Genomic DNA, 21,433 nt, shown 5'->3' on the forward strand with positions numbered 1-21,433 from the left:
ACACGTGCGAGTCGAACGTCCACACATGCGTGAAACCGGCCGCCTCCGCCTTTTTCGCCAAGTCGATCACGGTCCGAGCGGGCGGATTGCTCTGGAGCACCACGCCGATATCCATGAGTAGCCCTTTCATCAGCACGCCGGAGAGGCCGGAAGGTTCCAGGCAAGCATCGTCGGGCCTGATGCATCGGACATTTCCCGCCAGATACAAAGACGATTTCTGCCAGCTGCTCGGCACGCTCTGACCGGCCTAGTAGACGGCCCGCCCGCCGCTGATGTCGTACACAGCGCCCGTGGAGAAGCTGACGCCGTCCCCGGAAAGCCAGGCGATCAGCTCCGCCACCTCCTCGGCCCGCCCGGTCCGCTTCATCGGGATCAGGCTGGTGATGTGCGCCAGGGCGGCCGGATCGGTGGCCGCGTTCATCGGGGTCTCGATGACCGCCGGGGCGACCGCGTTCACCAGCACCCCGCTGGTCGCCAGCTCCTTGCCGAGCGACTTGGTCAGCGCGATCACCGCGGCCTTGGACGCCGAATACGGCGACATGTTCGGGTTGCCGTCCTTGCCGGCGATGCTGGCGACGTTGACGATCCGCCCCCAGCCCCGGCCGAGCATGCCGGGCACATAGGCCTGGCAGGTGTGCACGATCCCGCGCACGTTGACCGCGAAGGTGCGGTCCCAGCCGTCGAGCGGGATCTCCCACAGCGGGGCGTTCGGCCCGACGATGCCGGCCGCGTTGACCAGGATGTCGATCGGCCCGGTCTTGTCGGCCGCGGCGTGCACCGCGGCCGGATCCGAGACGTCCACCTGCAGGTCGGCGCCGTCGGCGAGGTCGAGCGTGAACACCTTGACGTCGCTCGCCGCCAGCCGGGCCGTGCAGGCCGCGCCGATGCCGCTCATCCCGCCGGTCACCACCGCGGTGCGCATCAGTGCGATTCCCGCGAGACCTGCGATCCGCTCGACCCGACCAGGAAGGACAGGTCGGCGCCGGTGTTGGCCTGTCCGACGGTGTCCACATAGAGCCGTTCCCAGCCCCGTTTCGGCGCCGCGTACGCCCGTACGGCGGCCGGCGACGGCTCCCGTGCCTCCAGTTCCCCGGGCGGCAGGTCCACCTCCAGCCGGCGCGACGCCACGTCCAGGATGATCATGTCGCCGGTACGGACCTTCGCGAGGGGTCCGCCGGCTGCCGCCTCCGGCGTCACATGCAGGACCACCGTCCCGTACGCCGTGCCGCTCATCCTGCCGTCGCAGATGCGCACCATGTCCCGTACGCCTTGGGCAAGAAGTTTCGCCGGTAACGGCATGTTGGACACCTCGGGCATGCCGGGATAGCCCTTGGGACCGCAGCCGCGCAGGACCAGCACCGAGTCGGCGGTGACCTCGAGCGCCGGGTCGTCGAGCCGGGCCTGCAGATCCTCGACCGAGTCGAACACGACCGCCGGCCCGCGATGCCGCAGCAGCTCCGGCGACGCGGCGGCCGGTTTGATCACGGCGCCGTCCGGGGCGAGGTTGCCGTAGAGCACGGCGATCCCCGCGTCGCTCTGCAAGGGCTCGTCGCGGGCCCGGATCACCTCACGGTCGTACACGGGAACGCCGTTCAGATAGTCCACCAGGCTTTGCCCGGTGACCGTGACGGCGGCCGGGTCGAGCAGATCGCGCACCTCGGCCAGCACGGCGTGCAGGCCGCCCGCCCGGTACAGGTCGTCCATCAGGAACCGGCCGGCCGGCTGGAGGTCCACCAGCAAGGGCACTCCGGATCCCGTACGGTCGAAGTCGTCCTGGGTCAGCTCGACGCCTAATCGGCCGGCGATCGCGAGCAGGTGGACCACCGCGTTCGTCGATCCGCCCATGGCGGCGAGCGCGACGATCGCGTTCAGGAACGACGCCCGCGTCATCACCGCGCTGGGCCGCCGATCCTTGCCGACCAGCTCGACGGCGAGCACCCCGGTCGCGTGCGCGCCTTCCAGCAGGCGGCTGTCCGGCGCGGGCGTCCCGGCGATGCCCGGCAGCGTCATGCCCAGCACCTCGGCCAGCAATCCCATGGTGGAGGCCGTGCCCATCGTGTTGCAGTGGCCGCGGCTGCGGATCATCGAGCCCTGCGAGCGCTGGAACTCGGCCGCGCTCAGCGTGCCCGCACGCACCTCTTCGGACAGCTTCCAGACGTCGGTGCCGCAGCCCAGCGGGACGCCGCGGAAGGTGCCGGTGAGCATCGGCCCGCCGGGCACCACGACCGCCGGGATGTCGACCGACGAGGCCGCCATCAGCAGCGCCGGGATCGTCTTGTCGCAGCCGCCGAGCAGCACGACGCCGTCGATCGGGTTGGCCCGCAGCATCTCCTCGATGGCCATCGCGGCCATGTTGCGCCACAGCATCGCGGTGGGCCGCACCTGCGTCTCGCCGATCGACACCACCGGCAGGTTCAGCGCGATGCCGCCGGCCTGCTGGATGCCCGCCGCGACGCTGCGCGAGACCTCGTCAAGATGGGAGTTGCAGGGGGTCAGGTCGGAGGCGGTGTTCGCGATCGCGATGTGTGGCCGGCCGTCGAACGCGTCGGCCGGTAAGCCTCGTCGCATCCAGGCCCGATGGATGTAGCTGTTCCGATCGTCACCGCCGTACCACTGAGCGCTACGCATGTCCCGTACCGTAGTCCGTCTTTCCGTTTCCCGGAACCTCGGTCTAATATCCGGAACGTGACCGACAGGCTGGTGGGTGCCGACCGGGTGCTGGCCGTGCTGGCCGAGCTCGCCCGCCACCCGGACGGGATCGGCCTGGACGACCTGGCCCGCACGATGGCGAGCCCGAAACCGACGGTCCATCGCGCGCTGGCGGCGTTGCGGCGGGCGGGTTTCGCGGCCCAGGACGGGTACGGGCGGTACGTGCTGGGCGACGAGTTCCTGCGCCTGGCGTTCGCGCACCACGAGGCCCGCCCCGACCACGTGCGCGTGCTGCCGGTGCTGCGGGCGTTGGTCGCGCGCTATGGCGAGACCGCGCACTACGCGACCCTGGACGGCCGCTGGGTGGTCTACCGTTCCAAGCTGGATCCACCGGCCGGAGCCGTACGCCTGACGTCCGTCATCGGCGGCCGCAACATGGCGCACACCACCGCCGTGGGCAAGCTGCTGCTCGCCGACCGGCTGCGCACCGAGCAGGAGGTGCGCGCCTGGGTGGGGGATCAGCCGTTGAAGACCCCCACCCCCCATTCCCTCGGTACGGTCGAGGCCCTGCACGCCGAACTGGTCCGCACCCGGGAGCGGGGTTTCGGCACCGACGACCAGGAAAACGAGGAGGGGGTCAGTTGCCTGGCCGTGCCCGCGTTCCTGACCTCGCCCAGCGTGCCGAGCGGGGCGATCAGCGTGAGCGGCCTCGCGTACCGCACCCCGCTGCAGAAGCTGATCGACGACGTGGCGGCGATCAAGGCGATCGTCGCGTTCTGATTTTCTGACAGGAGAAGCAGCTTGTTCTTGATGCGCATCGGTGCCCCCGGCGCCGAACGGCCGGTCGTCCGCGCCGACGACGACTACTACATCGACGTGTCCGACCTGACCACCGACTACGACGAGCGGTTCTTCGGCAGCGGCGGCCTCGCGCGGCTGGCCGAGCAGGTCGAGGAACGGTTCGAGGCCGGCGACGTGCTGCCGTTCGGCGACCAGCGGATCGGCGCGCCCATCGCCCGGCCACACCAGATCCTGTGCATCGGCCTCAACTACGCCGACCACGCCGCGGAGGCGGGCCTGCCGGTGCCGTCCGAGCCGATCCTGTTCACCAAGTCACCGAACACGCTGATCGGCCCGTACGACGACGTCCGCATCCCGCGCGGCTCGGACCGCACCGACTGGGAAGTCGAGCTGGGCATCGTCATCGGCAGCCGCACGTCCTATCTGGACGATGTCGCCGACGCGGCCGGGGCGATCGCCGGTTACGTGCTCGTCAACGACGTCAGCGAGCGCACCTTCCAGTACGACCGTGGCGGCCAGTGGTCGAAGGGCAAGTCGGCCGAGACCTTCAACCCGGCCGGCCCGTGGCTCGCCACGCCCGACGAGATCCCCGACGTGAACGACCTGGACATGACGCTGGACGTCAGCGGCGTCCGCCGCCAGACCGGCAACACCAAGACGATGATCTTCAACCCGTACTTCCTCGTGCACCACCTGAGCCAGTTCATGGTCCTGGAGCCCGGCGACCTGATCAACACGGGCACGCCGCCGGGGGTCGGCCAGGGTTTGAAGCCCGAGAAATACCTTCAGCCCGGCGACGTGATGGAGCTGAGCATCACGCGGCTCGGGACGGCCCGTCAGCGCGTGGTGGGGCCGCGATGAGCCTCGAATTCGACGGGCTACGGGCTTTGGTGACGGGTGGTGCGTCGGGCATCGGCCTGGCGGCCGCGTCGCTTCTCGCGTCGCGCGGCTGCGAGGTGGCGGTGCTCGACCTCAACCCCGACGTGGACAAGCCGCTGCTGGGCTTTCGCGCGGACGTCACCGACGATGCCTCCGTACGCGACGCGGTCTCGGACGCCGTCGCCGCGTTGGGCGGGCTGGACATCGTGGTGAACAACGCGGGGATCGGCGCACAGGGCACGGTCGAGGAGAACGACGACGCCGAGTGGGCGCGGGTGTTCGACGTGAACGTGCAGGGCATCGTGCGGGTCACCCGGGCTGCGTTGCCCGCGCTGCGCCGCTCGTCGCACGCGGCGATCGTCAATACGTGTTCGATCGCGGCCACCGCGGGCTTGCCGAAGCGGGCCTTGTATTCGGCGACCAAGGGTGCGGTGTTGTCGCTGACCCTGGCCATGGCCGCCGACCACCTGCGGGAGGGGATCCGGGTGAACTGCGTGAACCCGGGGACGGCGGACACGCCGTGGATCGGCCGGCTGCTGGAGAAGGCGGACGATCCGGTGGCCGAGCGGGCGGCGTTGGAGGCCCGCCAGCCGACCGGCCGATTAGTCACCGCCGACGAGGTGGCGGCGGCGATCGCGTATTTGGCGAGCCCCCTCGCGTCGGCAACGTCGGGCGTCGCGCTGGCAGTGGACGGCGGCATGCAGGGCTTGCGCCTGCCCAAGAAGTGACCGCTCAGCCCGGGACCCAGTCCCGGGCTCTCGGGTCGCGACGGCGGCAGGAAGTCAACTCGCGGAGCCCGCGCTGGCCGCGCGACGGCCGGACACCTGATCTGCGCATGCGTGCGTGGCCTGGCGGGTCCGCATGGTTCGGTGAGAACCCGCCAGACCGGTGATTTCCACCGAAGCTTGTGTCCGGAGCGGGACGCAGTTCAGTTTCAGCGCTTTGTGGAGTACTTCACCTCGACGAAGGGCACGATCTTGGCCTGCTGAGGCCCGTAGCTCAGGTAGACCTGGTCGTTCTCCCACCAGGACCTCAGCTCTTGCTGCTGGGGGATGACACCGCGATCGAGTTGGACATTCTGCAGCGTGGAGCTGTATTCGATGACGATTTGGTTGGCGCCGTTCTTGAGGTAGCGGCTGATGTCGATGACGGGCTTGGTGAGGCTGACGCCTCCGGTCCACTCGTTCGTTCCCACGAGGGGCACCTGACGGCCCGTCCCGTCATCGATGGTCGGTTTGCCCACGCCGCCGACGTCCTTCCTGACTTTGGTCGGATTGGTGGACACGTGGCCGCCGACTTTCTGGCCGTTGATCCAGACCTTCATGCTTTCGGTCATCGTGGCGCCGAAGTCGAGGTACGCGCCGCTGGCCTTCCTCGCATCCCACGTGAAGCCGGCTTCGTAGTGGCCCGTTCCGGAGACCGTTTTGCCGACCTGCGGGATGTTGTCCCACGTGGTCAGCGTGTCCAGCTGAACCTGGATAGGTGTCGTGACGGTGGAGGTCAGCGTGTTGACGGTCGTGAGACCGTCGATGGTCTCGGTGCGGACCAGGTCCCGTTCGATGCTGTTGGGCCGCCACGACTGGACGGTCAGGCTCCAGCCGGTGATGTCGTAGGGGCGGGGGACGGTGACGTCGGTGCGGTACTGCTTTCCATTGCTCAACCGCGTGGTGAGGCGGCGGCTGGTGCCGGCGCGGATCACTACCGCGTCCGGCAGAGCGTACGAGCTGTCCGCGTTGGTGGCCTCGACGCGCGCGGCGTTGGGCGCGTGCCCGGCCTTGGACTTCTCGAAGGCGAGTAACGCGACGTTGTTGTAGTCGAGGTCGACGGGCACCACCGTGCGGCCGCGGTGCCACGCGTAGTTTGCGAGTTGCGTCGCCTCGCCGGTCCAGGCGTCGATAGAGTACGGCGTGAACTCGCCTTCGACCACGATGTCGGTCTTGATGTTCAGGCCGGGATTGGGTGCGTCCCGGACCTCCGGGCGCAGGCTCTGGCTGCGGTAGGAGCCGTCGTCGTAGTTGTAGACGTAAACGTAACGGTTGCCGTCGCTGTCCTCGCGCGTCTGGGTGAGCAACTGCTGGTTCGGCCCGGCGTACCCGACGTACGGGTACACGTCCATCTCCTGCAGCTTGGCTATGACGTTGTCGTGGTAGCCGCCCGGTGTGGCGCTGAAGTAGTCGTCGATGGGGTCGAAGATCGTCGCGGTCCGTACCGTGTGCAGCTTCTTCAGTGCGTCGACGGTCTTCTTCAGCTCGGCGTCCGCGCCGTCGTTGAACGGCGTCCGCGAGGCGGCCTTGCCCAGGATGACGACCTTCAGGCCCTTCTTCGCCCAGGACAGGATCTTCTTCGCACCGGCGATGTCGAGCCAGTCCTGGTAGAGGACGATCGCTTTGTAGCCGGCGGGCTCGATGGTCTTGGTCCGGGCGTCGAAGTGGACGCCGTCCTCGGACAGGAACCTCGGGCTGAAGTAGTCGTAGGTGTAGCCGTTGTCCTGCAGTTCGGTCGAACGGTAGTAGACGCCCATGTGCGCGAGCTGCCAGTTCATCTGCGAGACCTGGGGGTTGGTCCCGTGGTTCTCGGCTCGGAACGCCATGCCCTGGTTCCAGTTGTTGTGGATGAAGCCGACATCCGAGCGCGCCCGGCCGGTGCGCAGCAGTTGGTGTACGCGCCCCAGGTGCGCGTTGTACTCGTCGTAGTCGCGCGCGCTGGGGTGCCGGGTGCCAGGGTGGAAGAAGTTTTTGCTGAAGCCCGGCCACCCGTAGTTGCCGTACGCGAACTGGGCCGCCCAGACGTGCCAGATCATGCGCTGGAAACCGGCCGCGTAGGTGCGGTAGAAGTCCTTGAGCTGCAGCTGGCGGGGACCGTACTGCGGCAACTGCGCTCCCGACTCGCTGGAGAGCACCTTGTTCGTCAGCTTGGCGCCGCCACTCCAGAGACGGAAGATGTCCACCTGGTCGTACTGGTTGAAGTTCTCGGCCTCCGGATAGTCCACTGCCGCGATCGGCTCGGAGATCTCGAAGGAGCGGCCGTAGGAGATCTGCGCCCGGGTCTCGATGCCGACCGAGTTGAGCCACTCCTTGAGCGGGATCAGCAGCCGCTCCATGTACATGTGGGTCAGCACATCGAGAAAATCGTTGATGATCTTCTCGCGCCGGTTCGCGTCGCCGGCGAGATCGTAGGTGCCTTTCGCGCGATCGATGTACGCGTTGTAGACGGCGTTGACCTGGGGCAGGCCGTACATGAGGAAGATGAAGGGCATGATGTCGTAGCCCTTGCGCTTTCTGAACTCCGCAGCCATGTCCTCCGACCACCACGTGATTCCGGAGGTGCCCGGGGTGATCTCGAGCGAGTCCATGAACAGCTGGACGTCACCCTTGAGGATCTTCCGCCGGAGCGTGGCATCGCTGAGGTAGTGGGTCTCCCAGAACGCGCGCAGAGCAGCCACTCCGCGCGCATCGAAGTAGTTGGTGGCATAGCTCGGCGTCACGGCGGGGCTGGACGTCTGGTACGTGCCCTGGGTCCAGATCGCGAAGACCAGGTAGTCACCGTCGTTCGGAGCCGTCCAGGTGAGGTTCTGGGTCCAGACGTCGGCGCCCTGCGTCACCGGCAGGTCGGCGCGCGTCGCGGCGTCGACCACCGTGGCCGACACCGCCTTGTAGGCGTAGGCGGTGACGAAACGAGCGCCGGCGCGGCGGGCGTTCGCCGCCGGAGCCGGCAGGGCGCTCATGCTGCTGCCCGCGGTCACGGTGGCGGTGGCCAGCGTGAGGTTCTGCATCGCGGCTTGGCTGTCCGGGTCCAGGCCGGGGACGTTGGACGTCGACCAGTTGGTGCCGGAGGTCAGGTAGACGCTCATGCCGAGGTCGAGGAGCTTGTTCATGATCAGGTTCCACTTGTGGCTCCACATCGCCGAGCCGTAGGCGTACAGATTGTTGGGCGCGCCGGCGTCGTCCTGCATGCAGAGCTCGACGCCCCGGAAACCACCGTCGTACAACGCCTGAAGCTGCTCCAGCAACGTCTCGTCAGTGTGCGCCGCATCGCCCAGCCACCAGCGCACGTCGCCGCTGTAGACGCGGTCGGGATCGATGTACTTACTCTCCAGGTGCCGGGCAAAGCCGGCCTTGGCCGAGGACGACTCACCACCGGACTTGTCCTCGCGAAGCCCGGCCGCGCTGGCTGACCCGGGCGTCGCCCATGTCGCGGCGGCGGCCAGGACGCTCGTCGCCCCGACGCCGCGCAGCACCCCGCGGCGTGAGATGGAACCATCCTTCATTGCATCGCTCAACGCACTGTCCTTTCCTGGCGGGCGGACTCCTCAAGGCCACGCGGGCCGCGGCGATAGACTTGAAACGATTCATTTCCGCGGCGCGATCCATCGGCGGTTCCAGCGTGTGGCAGTCGACCACCGCCGCCGAGCACCGCGATAGCACTGGAGGAGTTGTCCGGGGGATTACCGTCGTGTTTCGTAGAACGGTATCCATTCTTAGGATCATGCTGATCAGGTGTCAAGGAGCGTCCGGCGATCCAGCGCGATGAATTTTTACGGCTCTCGCGCCGCGAGCCGGTGTGCCCGCATGGGTCTCAACGGAGGCGCCGGCTTGCATGTTTCGGAGGAGTAGGCACATGAGCAGGATCGGCCTGGGCACCGCCCAGCTCGCATTCAAAGACATCACGGCCGAGCAGGCCATCGCGACGGTGCATGCCGCGCTGGACAGCGGTGTCCGGCTGATCGACACCGCCTTGGCGTACACTCGCGAGGGCGTCGAATCCTATGCGGAACAAATCGTCGGGCGTGCGCTCGCGCAGCGACCGGGCCGACGTGAGGCGCTGGTCGCGACCAAGGGCGGTCACTACCGCGACGGCGATGACTTCCCGGTCGATGCGAGCCCCGAAGCATTACGCGCGAACTGTGACACGAGCCTGCGTAACCTGGGCGTCGACCGAATCGACTTGTACCAGCTTCACCACGTCGACCCACGGGTTCCGCTGGCCGAGAGTGTCGGGGCGCTGAAAGAGCTCCAGGCGGCGGGCAAGGTCGCGGCGATCGGCCTGTCGAACGTCAGCGTCGCGCAGATCGAACAAGCACGTGCCGAGGCGGCGATCGCCGCAGTGCAGAACCGGCTCTCCCTGGCCGACCGCGCCGACCTGCCCACGGTTGCGTACTGTGCGGCGACCGGTCTGCGCTACCTGGCGTGCCTGCCCCTCGGCGGACCGGCCGCGCGACGCGATGATCCGGTGGTCGCCGGCGTCGCTGCCCGGCTCGGACTGTCGGTGCCACAGGTGTGGCTGGCGTGGGTGCTGGCGCAGGGCGCGCACGTCACACCTCTGGTCGGGGCCAGCCGCCCGGAGACGATCCGCCAGTCCGCCCATTCCGGCCCGCTCGCCATGGGCGACCTCGCGCTGATTGATCAGCAGTTAACACACAAGTAACGGTATTGACGCATCGCGTAGAACGGTCTACGTTCCTGTAGATCGTTCTACGAATGGGAGGCGTCAATGCCCGTAGGAACGCCCGGTGGCCGCGCGACGATCGACGACGTCGCCGCGGCGGCAGGGGTTTCGCGCGCCGCCGTCTCCAAGGTGCTGCGCGGCGCCTATGGGGTCAGCGACGCCATGCAGGAACGGGTCAAGGGCGCGATCGAGGAACTCGATTACCGCCCGCGAGTCTCGGCCCGGGCGATGCGTGGTTCCACCTTCACGGTAGGGGTGATGATCCCGCACTTCGGCAACCAGTTCTTCGCCGACGTGGTGGACGGAGCGATGGCGGAACTGCGGGAAACCTCGTATCAACTGATCCTGGCGCCGGTCGACGCCGACCACCGCCGGGCATTGGAGGCGCTCTACGACCGTCAGGTGGACGGCATCGTCGCGATCTCGCCGCTGGTCGCGCCGGACTGGCTCGCCGCACTGGCCCGCAAGGTGCCGGTGGTGGAGCTGGGCCGGCACGACCGCAGCGACCGTTACGACACGATCGTCGGTGACGACGCGGCCGGCACCGCTCTGGTGATGGACCACCTGCTGGCCCGGGGCCACCGGCGGGTCGCGCACCTGACCCACATCGACGGCGTCCGGCAGAGCCTGGGCTCCACGCCGCACGGCATCCGCCGCTCCGGCTACGAACAGGCGATGACGGCGGCGGGGCTGGCCGGCGAGATCGCCGTGGTCGAAGGCCGTTTCGAGGAGGAGGCGGCCTGGCGTGCCATGGGTGTCGCCCTGGACGGCGGTCTCGCCCCGACCGCCGTCTTCGCCGGCAACGACGATGCCGCCCTCGGTGTGCTTCGGGCGATCGCCGAGCGCGGCCTGAGCACCACGGACATCTCCGTAGCCGGCTACGACGATGCCCGGCTGGCCAGCCACCCCGCGATTCGGCTGACCAGCGTGAACCAGGACGGCCGCGAGATGGGCCGCCGATCGGCCGCCCTGCTGATCGAACGCATCGGCGGCCGCGCCGAGCCCGTCCACGAGGTGCTCGCCCCGCGGCTGGTGGTTCGCGATTCGACCGGCCGGTCGGCCGGAGAGCCGGCTGACCGGCCGGAGAGGACTGAGACATGACCGGGAAGACTCGACGGCGCAGGGCCGTGGTGCCGCTGTGGTTCCTGCTGCCCGGCATCGTCATCTACGGCGCGGTGGTGCTGCTGCCCAGCGTGATCGGCTCCGGCTACGCGCTCACCGACGCCACCACTGGCGATGCCGGCACGTTCATCGGTCTGGCCAACTTCCGCACGATCTTCAGCAGCACCGACACCGTCGGGCCGCTGATCCAGACCCTCGTCATGGCGGCCGCGGTGATGGTGCTGCAAAACGTGCTGGGGCTGCTGCTCGCCGTGGCGCTCAACTCCCGGATCCGAAGCCGTAACTGGCTGCGGGTGCTGTTCTTCGCCCCGTTCGTGGTCAGCCCGCTGGTCAGCGGCTACCTGTGGAAGTACCTGCTCGACCCGGACGGCGCTGTCAACCAGGCACTGTCCGCGATCGGGCTCGGCTCGCTGCGCCAGCCCTGGCTCGGCGAACCGAGACTGGCGCTGTTCTCCCTGATCGTCGCCGTGGTCTGGCAGTTCACCGGCTCCACCATGGTCATCTACCTGGCCGGGCTGCAGGGCGTTCCGCAGGACGTCGTCGAGGCGGCGTCGATCGACGGCGCCGGTGCGGTCCGGCGCTTCTTCTCCGTCGTGCGACCGTTTCTGGCTCCGGCGTTCATGGTGAACCTGACGCTCAGCCTGATCGCCGGGCTGCGGCTCTACGACCAGATCGTGGCGATGACCAACGGCGGGCCTGGCGGCAGCACCGACTCCCTCTCGACGGTCATCTATCGCACCTCGTTCGAGTTTGGCGAGTTCGGGCTCGGCAGCGCCATGGCAGTCGTGCTCACCGTGCTGGTGATCCTGCTGTCGCTCGTGCAGTACCTCGGACTCCGGAAGCAGGCCCGGGCATGAACCGTTACCGCTGGCGTACCAGCCTCCTCGAGGTCGTGATGGTGCTGGCCGGGCTGGTGTTCGTCAGCCCGATCTACATCCTGTTCAACGTCGCCGTCAAACCGCGCGACGACCAAACCGGTCCGCTACGGCCGACGGTCCACCCCACCTTCAGTAACTTCGGTGACGCGCTCACCGGCGCCCACCTCGTCAATGCGGTAGTCAACACCGCCACCGTCGTCGTGGTCAGCCTGATTGTGCTGATCGGTGCGGCCTCGCTGGCCGGCTATGCGATCGCCCGGCTCACCTCCACCTGGTCCAAGGCGGCCTACCTGGCGTTTCTGCTCGGACTGCTGCTGCCGTTCCAGCTCGCGACCGTCCCGCTGTATCAGGCGATGCGTGCCGCCGGGCTGCTCGGCAGCGTCTGGGGGCTGGTCATCTTCTACTCCGCGCAGCTCATGCCGTTCTCGGTGTTTCTCTACGTCAACTTCATCCGGGCGCTGCCGACCGGCTTCGAGGAAGCCGCCCAGATCGACGGCGCCGGCCCGGTCAGCACGTTCTTCCGCATCGTCTTCCCGATGATGCGGGCGGTGACCGGCACCGTGGTCATCCTCAACACGATCAACATCTGGAACGACTTCTTCACCCCGCGGCTCTACCTGTCCGGCGGGGACCTGCAGACGATCACCGTGTCGCTCTACAGCTATGTCGGCCAGTACGGATCCGACTGGCCGCTGATCTTCGGCGGGCTGATCCTCGCCTCGATCCCGATCCTCGTTCTCTTCCTGATCCTGCAGCGCTACGTCATCAAAGGCTTCGCCGGCGGCCTCAAAGGCTGACTCCGTGTAGACCGTTCTACGTCTCTGAAAGCAGGCTCCGATGAACCGACGTCTTCTCGCGGCCCTGACCGGGTTCGCCCTGTTGCTGACCGGCTGTTCGAACAGTTCCGGCTCGGACAACTCGTCCAGCAACACGATCACCTTCTACGCCTCCACCGACTACAAGGACGCCTACGACGCCCTGATCAACGACTTCCGGACGGCTAATCCGGGCGTCACGGTCAACGCCACGTACGCCAAGACCGACGACATCCAAAGCACCCAGCCCACCCAGTTGCAATCCGGTGGCGGCGCCGACGTGCTCTCGGTGCAGCCGGGACAGGGCGGCAACACGATCAGCGAGGCCACGCTGGCCAAGGCCGGATACCTCGTCGACCTGTCGGACCGAGCGTGGGCATCGAAGATCCCGGCATCGTTGAAATCGGTCACCGACTACGACAACAAGACCTACATGTTCCCCGGCGTACTCCAGCCGCTCGGCGCCTTCTACAACACCCAGGCCGTACAAGGCGCCGGCCTGAAAATTCCCACCACCTGGGCCCAGGTCCTCTCGTTCTGCCGCGATGCGCAGGCGAAAGGCAAAGTCGCGTTCTCGCTCGGCCTCTCCGACACCTGGGTCACCCAGCTCGTCCCGTATGCCCTGGCACCCACGCTCGTCTACGCCCAGAACCCGAACTGGAACGCGGACCTCACCGCAGGCAAGGCAACGTTCCCCGACTCCGCGTGGAAGACCGTCGAGCAGCAGTACCTCGACATGAAGAATGCGAACTGCTTCACCAATGACCCGAACGGCGTCAGCTTCGACAACACGCTGCCACCGGTCGCCAAGGGACAGGCGCTGGCGATCGTTCAGGTCGGCGGCGTCTTCGGCAACCTGCAGCAGCAGAACACCGCCGTGACGTACGACCTGCAACCGTTGCCGGCCACCGACGACCCCAACGCGACCGCCATCGCCGCCTCACCCGGCGTCGGACTGGGCGTCAACGCGAAAAGCAAGAACAAGGAACTGGCGCTGAGGTTCGTCGACTTCGTCGCGCAGGACACCAACATCAACAAGTTCGCCACCACGCTCGGCGGCGTCGTTCCCGCCATCCCGAACTCCGCCTTCACCGTCAGCCCCGTGCTCAAGACGTTCAACGAGCTCGTCACCGCGAGCAAGGTCAGCGCCTTCCCGGACACCGGCTGGCCGAACGCCCGCATTCAGAACGCTCACCTCGTCGGTATCCAGAACATGTTCCTCGGCAAGAAGACCCCCGCCCAGGTCTTGCAGGACATGCAGGCCCAGGTCAAATAGCCAGACGTGGGTGCGCACCCTTGGGGTGCGCACCCGCCGCACCACAGCGGAGGAGCAAGATCTTGCACGCCAGCTTCGTCAGCCACCCGGCGCCGGCCGGACGCGCCCGCCCCGTCCTGTTCCGAAAAGAGTTCACCGCCGAGGCCGGGCTGACCGGTGCGCGCTTGCGTGCCACCGCCCGCGGCCTCTACCAGGTTTTTCTCAACGGCCGGCCGGTGGACGATCACCTGTTCAAACCGGGCTGGACCGCCTACCAGGACCGGCTGCTCTTCCAGGAAACCGACGTGCTCGCACTGCTGCGGCCGGGCCGCAACACCATCACCGTGAGCCTGGCCGGCGGCTGGTACACCGAAGATTTCGGCCATCTCGACAACCTCGGCCATAGTTACGGCGATCAGCCACAATTCGCTCTCGAACTCGTTCTCGACGACACCGACGGCAGCACGCGGGTGATCGCGACCGACGAGAGCTGGGAGACCACCGAGGACGGACCACTGACCGCCAGCGGCATCTACGACGGTGAAACCTACGACGCGCGGCGCGAACAACCCACCACCTGGATCCCCGTACGCCGGGAACGAAATCCCTTTCCGGCCGCATCAGGAGCAGAGGTTCCTCCCGTACGCGTCATCGAGGCCCGCGCCGTCGAACAGATTCTGACCAGCCCCTCCGGCGCGACCATCGTCGACTTCGGACAGAACCTCGTCGGCTTCGTGCGGCTGACCGTCGACGGCCCGGCCGGTCAGCGGATCAGGATCCGGCACGCCGAGGTCCTGGAAAACGGCGAACTGGGCACCCGTCCGCTACGACGAGCCAAAGCCACCGACACATACCTGCTTGCCGGCGACGGGCCCCGCACGCTGCAACCGAGCTTCACGTTTCACGGCTTCCGCTACGCGCAGATCGATGGCTGGCCCGGTGAACTCGACCCAGCCGCGATCACCGCCGTCGTCGTCCACAGCGACATGCGGCCAACCGGCACCTTCGCCACCTCGAATGCGCTGGTGAACCGCCTGCACGAAAACGTGCGGTGGAGCATGCGCGGCAACTTTCTCGCCCTGCCCACCGACTGCCCGCAACGCGACGAACGCCTCGGCTGGACCGGCGACATCCAGGTTTTCGCGCCGACCGCCGCGTTCCTCTACGACTGCCGCGCCTTCCTGGCCTCCTGGCTGCGCGACCTCACCGCCGAACAGCAACGCCGAGGTGGCACCGTCCCCACCGTCGTGCCCGATCCCATCAGCGACGTCACCACCCCGGTCGCCGGTTGGGGCGACGCCGCGACCATCGTCCCCTGGACCCTTTACCAGCGCTACGGCGACCTGCAGATCCTGCGTGACCAGTACGCGAGCATGACCGCCTGGGCCGACGTCATCGCCGACCACAGCACCGGCGGACTGTGGAAGAACGGGTTCCAGTTCGGCGACTGGCTCGACCCCGCCGCACCCCCTGACGACCCCGGCCGGCCGATGACCGCCACCGACCTGGTTGCGACCGCCTACGCGTACCGCTCGACGCACATCGTCGCCGACACCGCCCAGCTGTTGGGGAAGGAGGCCGACCACGCCAAATACACCTACCGTGCTAACCAAATCCGCACCGCCTACCGGGCTGAATTCGTCACCGGGGCCTATCGGCTGGTGTCCGACACCGTCACCGCCTATGCGATGACCATCGCCTTCGGCCTCGCCCCCGGCGACCAGGCCCGGCAAGCGATGGGCGACCGGCTGGCCACCCTCGTGCGCCGCAGCGGCTACCACATCTCCGCGGGCTTCCTCGGCACACCACTGATCTGCGACGCGCTCACCGACACCGGGCACGCCGAGATCGCCGGAAGGCTTCTGCTGCACACCGAACAACCTTCATGGCTCTATCCGGTAACCGTCGGCGCCACCACGATCTGGGAGCGCTGGGACAGCCTGCTACGCGACGGCACCATCAACCCGGGCGAGATGACCTCCTTCAACCACTATGCCCTCGGCGCCGTCGCCGACTGGCTGCACCGCAGGATCGCCGGCCTCGCACCGGGCGAGCCCGGCTATCACGTCATCGATGTCGACCCGCTTTTCCTGCCCGAGTTCGACTGGGCCCAGGCGTCTCTGGACACCCGCTACGGCACCGCATCTGTTCGCTGGGACCGCGCCGGCGAGACCGTTCAGCTTGCCGTCAACGTCCCACCCGGCAGCACCGCCCGTGTGCGCGGCCAGGAAGTGGGCTCCGGCCGGCACGAATGGGCGATCCACGCCCCCCTGCGGACCGCGGAACGGCCGGCCCTGGACGGACTCCAAACGCCGCTGGACGTGCTGATCGATGATCCCGAGGCGTACGAAACCGTGCTCGGGGTGCTCGAGGCACACGACCCGGCGGCCGCGGACGCCTTCGCGTCGAGCAACGCCTGGGTCCGCGAACGCGACCTGACGAGCGTCCTGTTCCTCCTGGCCGAACAGGTGCGCGCAGAGGTGGAAACCGCCGTGAACCAACTGCAGGAAGCACGCGACCAACAGGCCTGAGCTCCGCACACGCGATCGGAGAGCGTCGCCGATGCTCTCCGACGCGGAAGACCGGCGTGCTGCGGCGTCGGACCGATGTTGTTGTCCCGTCGATCGCGGCGGTCTACTCTCTGTGAACCGGTCTACACCCGTTCCGAGCTTCCGCGGAGGAGGCCTTGCCGAGTCGTTCCGAGCCCCGCCGCGCGACCATCGACGACGTCGCCGACGCGGCGGGGGTTTCACGGGCCGCGGTCTCGAAGGTCCTGCGCGACGCCTACGGGGTCAGCAAGGCCATGCGCGAGCGGGTCAACCAGGCCATCGCGGACCTGAACTACCGTCCGCAGATCTCCGCCCGGGTCATGCGTGGCTCCGCGTACACCGTCGGGGTGGTCATCCCACACTTCGGCAGTTACTTCATCTCCGACATCGTGGAGGGCGTGACCGCTCATCTGAGGGACACCCCCTACCAGGTGATCGTCGCGCCCGCCGACGACGAGCACCGCATAGGTCACCGCGCCCTCGAAGCTCTCTACGACCGGCAGGTCGACGGCATCATCGCGATCGCGCCGCTCGCCAAGCCCGATTGGCTCGAAGCTCTGGCCGTCAAGGTCCCGCTGGTCCAGCTCGGCCGCCACGACGTATCCCAGCGTTACGACACGATCGCCGGGGACGACGCGGCCGGCGCGAGGCTGGTCATGGCGCATCTGCTGGGCGAAGGCCACCAGCGCATCGCGCACCTCGCCCACGTCGACCCGGGCACGAGCCGGCTGCGGACCACACCGCAAGCCATCCGCCGCGCGGTCTACCAGTCCGCCATGCGTGAGGCCGGGCTCAGCGAGCACATCCAGGTGATCACGGCTCGGTACGAGGAAGAACCGGCACGACGCGCGATGCACGCCGCGCTCGACAGGGGCGACGCACCAACAGCGGTCTTCGCCGGCAACGACGACGCCGCCCTCGGCGTGTTACGAGCCATCGCGGAACGCGGGCTCACCACCGCCGACATCGCCGTGGCCGGTTACGACGACGCCCGCCTGGCCAGCCACCCGAACATCAGCCTGACCAGCGTCAACCAGGACGGTCACCAGATGGGACAGCGCGCTGCCGCGTTGCTGCTCGAACGCGTCGACGGCCGCGACGAAGCGGTACACGAAACCCACGAAGCACGACTCATCGTTCGCACGTCGAGCACGCGAGACGCCGCCGGCCTCACATCGGGTGCACCGACTCCACGATGAGGCCAGCCTATCTGCCACTCTCGATAGGGAAACCGTACCCCCGTTGTCCCGGTCAGGTTCTCGAAGAGAGGAAGAGAGTCGTCCCGATCTAACTGGTAAGGCTGCGGTTGTTACCGCGGCGAGCGGCACGATGGGCCGCGCTACGGATCTTCGGTTGGCCTCCGATGGCGCGCGGATCGCTGTTCGTGTTTCCGCCCTGTCGCACTGAGCAGCTGGCGCAGCCACGTACTGAACGTCTTAAGCCGGTCCGTCCGCCCCCCGGCACCGGTCACGAAATTCTCGCCCGGACCCCACCTGCGAACCGGCGACCTCCGCCGTCGAGTGCGAGCTGGCCGACCTCGAAGGACCACGTTGAGAGCTCCTATTTCAACGTCGTCGTGGAGCGAACACCGTCGCGTGGCCGTGATCTGCGCGCCATGGCGGATCGCGACATCGAGTACAGCATGATTACCGCGTCCGAGCCTTCCGCGAGCTACCGCAGATGGATAATCAGCCGCTTGCCCCAGGTGCGCTTCACGGTATTGGCGGGCGGCCCCTTCCCCCATCGTCGATCGTGGCCCGGCCAGGAGCCGCGTAAGCCGGCACGTCCTCGCCGCCGGGACGCAGGCCTCCGAGGTAACGCTGCCAGATGAGCGGCAGGTCAGGTCCACGCAGGATCGGTGTGTCCGTCAACTCTCTGATCGAGCGCGTGTAGCCGCGGTCGTCGAGGGTGGGCGCGCGTCCAGGAGTAGAGCAGCCACCGGCGGGCCGCTCCGGTCGCGGCTGGACACCGCCGTCGCAACCGTATGGCCGCCGCCGGCGCCTTCGCCAAGTACGGCGACAGTGTCGGAAGCCCATCGCAGTACGGCATAGTAGTCCTCGAGTGCTGCGGGGTAAGGATTTTCCGGTGCCAGGCGGTAGTCGACGGTGATAACGGCAACGTCTGTTTCGTCCGCGATCCTGCGGGCGGCGTTGTCCAGGATAAGAGCGGGCAACGTCGTGTCGGCGCCGGCCGCGGCGATGACGTGGGTCCGCATGTCGACGAACCCGGACATCGCCGCGGCCCGCGACGGGCAGCGGCGCGTGCCGCGACAACGCGGTATTTCATTCCCAACACGCCGTGGCCGACCGGGGGAGTGGCTCACGTCGCAGAAGCTGCTGACCAGCCATGATGCCCATCGTGTGCCAGCCTGACGTATTAGGCATTGGAGGCGTGTCCGGGACGTGTCAAGGTCCAAACGTGCATGACGAAGCCATTCTTATGACGGTGCTGGGCGGAGCAGACTCGTCCCGTCTGCGAACTCGGCCCTACCTAGAAAGGCTGGACGCCGGCTCGCTGGGGTGAGGCAGTGAAAAGTGATTATCTATCCCGCGACGAGATGGATCGGCTTGCGAGCGAGTGTTTTATTCCGTCAGTCGTCCGGGCCGGGCCGGGTAGCCGTGTACGGTTCACGGAGCAGGGGCTGAGCAATTCGATAGGCCTGATGAGGCTGACGACGGCGGGCGGTTCTCTCCATGTCGCCCGCACGCTACGCCTCGCGGCCGAGTCTACCGGCGATGAACTACTAGGAATCTCTGTTGGTACATCCGGGAACCTTCGAGTTCATCAGGACGGAAGACTTGCTGCGACGGCCCCTGGAGACGTTGTTCTCTACCAGGCCCGTAGCGTGTGGGAACTGACTACGGCGGGAAATAGCGAAACCCAGCTGATGAAATTTTCGCGGGATTCGCTTCCGCCACGGGTAAGAGACGTTAGTGAGAGCATCCAGGCCCTGCAGATTCATTCCGCGGCAACGAGCCTTCTCGGCCGCTATATCGATCAACTTGACCGGTCCGCAGCCGAGCTGACCGCTGTGCAGCGGGTGGACGCCGGACAGGCGGCGATCACTCTACTGGTCATGGCCTTGCGGGGACCTGAGACCGCCCTCCCGGACGGCTCGGACCACGTGCTGCTGGATATGGTAAAGAGGTATATAAAGGATCATATCTCTGAGCCGCTGGCCATTGAAGTATTGGCGCGGATTCACCACGTCTCAGTGCGGCACCTTTACCACCTTTTCGAGCGCGCCGACACGACACCTGGGGCCTACATCCGGACGCAGCGACTGCTGGCCGCCTACAACGTTCTGGCAGACCCCAAGAACATGGGGATCGAGATCTGGCGAGTCGCGGCGATGACGGGGTTCGCCAATATCCGGACCTTTAATCGCGCCTTCCGTCAAAAATTCGGGAAAGCGCCGGCCGACTGGCGGCACGAAGGGCGCCGGATCCACCCCCAAGGCCGCGCCCGCGAATCTGGGTGTTGAGCTGACCCGGCGGCGCGGCCTGGTCGGGTTACTGCCGCTCCCGCTCGCGCAGCAGTCGGCCGAGTTGATCGGTGTCGGCGACTACGACCTGGCGTATGCCGAGGCGGAGGAAGGCGAACGCCTGGCCGCCGAGTTGGGGCAGGGCCGGGCCACCCATCTCGTCCACCTGGCCACGGTGGCGGCCGTGCGGGGCCGGTTCGACGAGGCGTACCAGCGGGCCGGGTCCGGTTCCGTTCGGGGAGCGCTTCGATCGTATAGAGATCAAGTCACCACGGTGAGATCTGAAGCGTGGCCTCCCGCGACGCCGAGCCCACCGCCAACGAGGCAAGCGTGTCGTACTTCTGGCGGTACGCCGCATCGATCAGGTCTGCCTGCACCTCGCCGGCGGCGGCGATTGCGACCTCGGTGGTGACGCCGGCAACCCGAATGCGGCCCCGGCGGTACTGGACGCCGGCGCGATACCAGCGTGACGCTCGTCCGCGCAGCGCCCGTACGAACAGGTCGCTGCCGACCACCACCATGCCGATCTCGACCTCTGGTGCATCGGGCCGCGCCGGGCCGGCGGAGAAATGCAGAGAGAACGCGTCCCCCAGGGACGTGAGCTGAGATTTCGACCAGGTTCTCATCTGAACTCCTGTCGTTCGGCGGACGCAGCCGGGGCGGTCCAGGAAGCGAGGATGCGCAGGGCCTCGTCGGACGGCGATCCCGGCTCGGCGGTCAGAACCAACAGGCGCTGGCCGCTGCCGTCCGGGCTCATCCAGGTGTCGCAGTCGAGAGTCAGGTCACCGACGAGGTGATGGCGGTAGTACTTAGTTCCGTAGGTCGCGCTGTTGACTCGCCGTTTTGCCCACCAGGTACGGAAGTCGGTGTCGAGTACGGCCAGCTCGCCGACCAGCCGGGCCAGCTCGGCATCGTCGGGGTCTGCCGCGGCCTCCATCCGAAGGGCGGCGACGGCATCCTGGGCGTCGTGCTCCCACCGAGTGTGCAATGCCCGGACGACCGGATTGGTGAAGACGATCCGCACGTAGTTGCGCTGTGCGGCGGGAATCGCCGCGAAATCGGTGAACAGTGCTGCCGCGGCATCGTTCCAGGCCAGCACGTCCAAACGGCGGCCTAGCACCATCGCCGGAGTGTCGGTGAGCCGGTCAAGCAGCCGGCGCATCGCCGGTCGCAGGTTCTGCCGGCCACGGCGGCGCCGCGGTCGGGCGTCGGCCTTACCCGCGATTTCGTAGAGGTAGCGCTGCTGATCGTCATCGAGCCGCAGCGCTGAGGCGAGAGTGGCGAGTACCGAGGCGGACGCGGGGACCCGGCCCTGTTCGAGCCGGGTGTAGTAATCGACGCTGATTGCCGCGAGCTGTGCGACCTCCTCGCGACGCAGCCCTGGAACCTTGCGGGTCGCTTTGGTCTCGGGTAGGCCGGTCTCGAGGGGGCTCAGCTCGGCGCGGCGGGCCTTGAGGAAGGCTCCGAGCTCGTTCAGGTCGGCCGAGGTCATGTAGCCATTCTGTAATCAGCCTGGGGTCGCTGGGAGGGCAGAATCCTTCCCCGGAAGAGACCTG

The 21,433-nt window shown here is 67.5% G+C and carries 18 protein-coding genes and 1 pseudogene; 11 read left to right on the forward strand and 8 right to left on the reverse strand.

All coding sequences use genetic code 11. From position 1 onward, the window contains the following. From HH310_RS44475 to HH310_RS37355, 3 genes and pseudogenes are all read right to left on the reverse strand, one after another. Positions 1–235: pseudogene (locus HH310_RS44475) on the reverse strand (hypothetical protein); the annotation flags it as partial. A gap of 12 nt (positions 236–247) precedes the next feature. Beyond that, entirely contained in the window at positions 248–922 is a 675-nt protein-coding gene (locus HH310_RS37350; protein WP_169180470.1) for an SDR family NAD(P)-dependent oxidoreductase, read from the reverse strand. Then, a complete protein-coding gene (locus tag HH310_RS37355; protein ID WP_312034588.1) occupies positions 922–2,676 on the reverse strand; it encodes an IlvD/Edd family dehydratase in 1,755 nt (584 codons plus the stop codon). Before HH310_RS37355 ends, HH310_RS37350 begins: the two co-directional genes overlap by 1 nt. 9 nt (positions 2,677–2,685) lie before the next feature. Here HH310_RS37355 and HH310_RS37360 point away from each other — a divergent pair, with 9 nt between their 5' ends. From HH310_RS37360 to HH310_RS37370, 3 genes are read left to right on the forward strand one after another with little or no spacing between them, the layout of a single operon-like run. Further along, positions 2,686–3,429: an IclR family transcriptional regulator gene (locus HH310_RS37360; protein WP_312034576.1), complete on the forward strand. Its 744-nt coding sequence runs from the start codon at positions 2,686–2,688 to the stop codon at positions 3,427–3,429. Positions 3,430–3,459: 30 nt separating this feature from the next. Then, positions 3,460–4,311, forward strand: coding sequence for a fumarylacetoacetate hydrolase family protein (locus HH310_RS37365; protein ID WP_312034577.1), 852 nt, complete (start codon positions 3,460–3,462; stop codon positions 4,309–4,311). Continuing rightward, positions 4,308–5,057, forward strand: a complete 750-nt coding sequence (locus HH310_RS37370) for an SDR family NAD(P)-dependent oxidoreductase (RefSeq protein WP_169180474.1) — start codon at positions 4,308–4,310, stop codon at positions 5,055–5,057. Before HH310_RS37365 ends, HH310_RS37370 begins: the two co-directional genes overlap by 4 nt. Before the next feature lie 206 nt (positions 5,058–5,263). Here the strand turns inward: HH310_RS37370 and HH310_RS37375 are convergent, their stop codons facing one another. Then, entirely contained in the window at positions 5,264–8,596 is a 3,333-nt protein-coding gene (locus HH310_RS37375) for a glycosyl hydrolase (protein ID WP_169180475.1), read from the reverse strand. A gap of 350 nt (positions 8,597–8,946) precedes the next feature. On the opposite strand from HH310_RS37375, the gene HH310_RS37380 reads away from it, so the two are divergent. From HH310_RS37380 to HH310_RS37410, 7 genes are all read left to right on the forward strand, one after another. Then, positions 8,947–9,753 carry an aldo/keto reductase gene (locus HH310_RS37380; protein ID WP_248294809.1) on the forward strand — a complete coding sequence of 269 codons (807 nt, stop codon included), beginning with the start codon at positions 8,947–8,949 and terminating at the stop codon, positions 9,751–9,753. Between the two features lie 66 nt (positions 9,754–9,819). Continuing rightward, on the forward strand, positions 9,820–10,875 hold the full coding sequence (locus HH310_RS37385; RefSeq protein WP_169180477.1) for a LacI family DNA-binding transcriptional regulator: 1,056 nt from the start codon (positions 9,820–9,822) through the stop codon (positions 10,873–10,875). Next, positions 10,872–11,753: a carbohydrate ABC transporter permease gene (locus HH310_RS37390; RefSeq protein WP_169180478.1), complete on the forward strand. Its 882-nt coding sequence runs from the start codon at positions 10,872–10,874 to the stop codon at positions 11,751–11,753. The genes HH310_RS37385 and HH310_RS37390 overlap by 4 nt, the downstream gene beginning before the upstream one ends. After that, on the forward strand, positions 11,750–12,571 hold the full coding sequence (locus HH310_RS37395) for a carbohydrate ABC transporter permease (protein ID WP_169180479.1): 822 nt from the start codon (positions 11,750–11,752) through the stop codon (positions 12,569–12,571). Before HH310_RS37390 ends, HH310_RS37395 begins: the two co-directional genes overlap by 4 nt. Before the next feature lie 40 nt (positions 12,572–12,611). Continuing rightward, complete coding sequence (locus HH310_RS37400) at positions 12,612–13,865, forward strand: ABC transporter substrate-binding protein (protein ID WP_169180480.1); 1,254 nt, start codon at positions 12,612–12,614, stop codon at positions 13,863–13,865. Between the two features lie 62 nt (positions 13,866–13,927). Then, positions 13,928–16,375 (forward strand): alpha-L-rhamnosidase, encoded by a 2,448-nt coding sequence (locus HH310_RS37405; protein WP_169180481.1) that lies wholly within the window; start codon positions 13,928–13,930, stop codon positions 16,373–16,375. A 155-nt stretch (positions 16,376–16,530) separates the two neighbouring features. Continuing rightward, entirely contained in the window at positions 16,531–17,592 is a 1,062-nt protein-coding gene (locus tag HH310_RS37410) for a LacI family DNA-binding transcriptional regulator (RefSeq protein WP_169180482.1), read from the forward strand. A gap of 668 nt (positions 17,593–18,260) precedes the next feature. Here HH310_RS37410 and HH310_RS37415 read toward each other — a convergent pair. Next, entirely contained in the window at positions 18,261–18,626 is a 366-nt protein-coding gene (locus HH310_RS37415) for an alpha/beta hydrolase fold domain-containing protein (RefSeq protein WP_169180483.1), read from the reverse strand. Positions 18,627–19,055: 429 nt separating this feature from the next. On the opposite strand from HH310_RS37415, the gene HH310_RS37420 reads away from it, so the two are divergent. Then, entirely contained in the window at positions 19,056–19,877 is an 822-nt protein-coding gene (locus tag HH310_RS37420) for an AraC family transcriptional regulator (RefSeq protein ID WP_169180484.1), read from the forward strand. A 28-nt stretch (positions 19,878–19,905) separates the two neighbouring features. On the opposite strand, the gene HH310_RS37425 is transcribed toward HH310_RS37420, so the two are convergent. The 3 genes from HH310_RS37425 to HH310_RS37435 are packed head-to-tail and all read right to left on the reverse strand — an operon-like array spanning position 19,906 to position 21,369. Continuing rightward, positions 19,906–20,142 (reverse strand): hypothetical protein, encoded by a 237-nt coding sequence (locus HH310_RS37425; RefSeq protein WP_169180485.1) that lies wholly within the window; start codon positions 20,140–20,142, stop codon positions 19,906–19,908. Position 20,143: 1 nt separating this feature from the next. Next, positions 20,144–20,503 carry a DUF2255 family protein gene (locus HH310_RS37430; RefSeq protein ID WP_169180486.1) on the reverse strand — a complete coding sequence of 120 codons (360 nt, stop codon included), beginning with the start codon at positions 20,501–20,503 and terminating at the stop codon, positions 20,144–20,146. Further along, a complete protein-coding gene (locus HH310_RS37435) occupies positions 20,500–21,369 on the reverse strand; it encodes a helix-turn-helix domain-containing protein (protein ID WP_169180487.1) in 870 nt (289 codons plus the stop codon). Before HH310_RS37435 ends, HH310_RS37430 begins: the two co-directional genes overlap by 4 nt. Positions 21,370–21,433 lie beyond the last annotated feature (64 nt).

The organism is Actinoplanes sp. TBRC 11911 (assembly GCF_012933445.1).
Taxonomy (GTDB): domain Bacteria; phylum Actinomycetota; class Actinomycetes; order Mycobacteriales; family Micromonosporaceae; genus Actinoplanes.

Coding starts and splice junctions, on each gene's coding strand:
- HH310_RS37380 (WP_248294809.1), top strand. CDS start 8,947: ATGAGCAGGATCGGCCTGGGCACCGCCCAGCTCGCATTCAAAGACATC.
- HH310_RS37420 (WP_169180484.1), top strand. CDS start 19,056: ATGAGGCTGACGACGGCGGGCGGTTCTCTCCATGTCGCCCGCACGCTA.
- HH310_RS37365 (WP_312034577.1), top strand. CDS start 3,460: ATGCGCATCGGTGCCCCCGGCGCCGAACGGCCGGTCGTCCGCGCCGAC.
- HH310_RS37370 (WP_169180474.1), top strand. CDS start 4,308: ATGAGCCTCGAATTCGACGGGCTACGGGCTTTGGTGACGGGTGGTGCG.
- HH310_RS37350 (WP_169180470.1), bottom strand. CDS start 922: ATGCGCACCGCGGTGGTGACCGGCGGGATGAGCGGCATCGGCGCGGCC.
- HH310_RS37400 (WP_169180480.1), top strand. CDS start 12,612: ATGAACCGACGTCTTCTCGCGGCCCTGACCGGGTTCGCCCTGTTGCTG.
- HH310_RS37390 (WP_169180478.1), top strand. CDS start 10,872: ATGACCGGGAAGACTCGACGGCGCAGGGCCGTGGTGCCGCTGTGGTTC.
- HH310_RS37385 (WP_169180477.1), top strand. CDS start 9,820: ATGCCCGTAGGAACGCCCGGTGGCCGCGCGACGATCGACGACGTCGCC.
- HH310_RS37415 (WP_169180483.1), bottom strand. CDS start 18,626: ATGTCCGGGTTCGTCGACATGCGGACCCACGTCATCGCCGCGGCCGGC.
- HH310_RS37435 (WP_169180487.1), bottom strand. CDS start 21,369: ATGACCTCGGCCGACCTGAACGAGCTCGGAGCCTTCCTCAAGGCCCGC.
- HH310_RS37395 (WP_169180479.1), top strand. CDS start 11,750: ATGAACCGTTACCGCTGGCGTACCAGCCTCCTCGAGGTCGTGATGGTG.
- HH310_RS37375 (WP_169180475.1), bottom strand. CDS start 8,596: ATGAAGGATGGTTCCATCTCACGCCGCGGGGTGCTGCGCGGCGTCGGG.
- HH310_RS37430 (WP_169180486.1), bottom strand. CDS start 20,503: ATGAGAACCTGGTCGAAATCTCAGCTCACGTCCCTGGGGGACGCGTTC.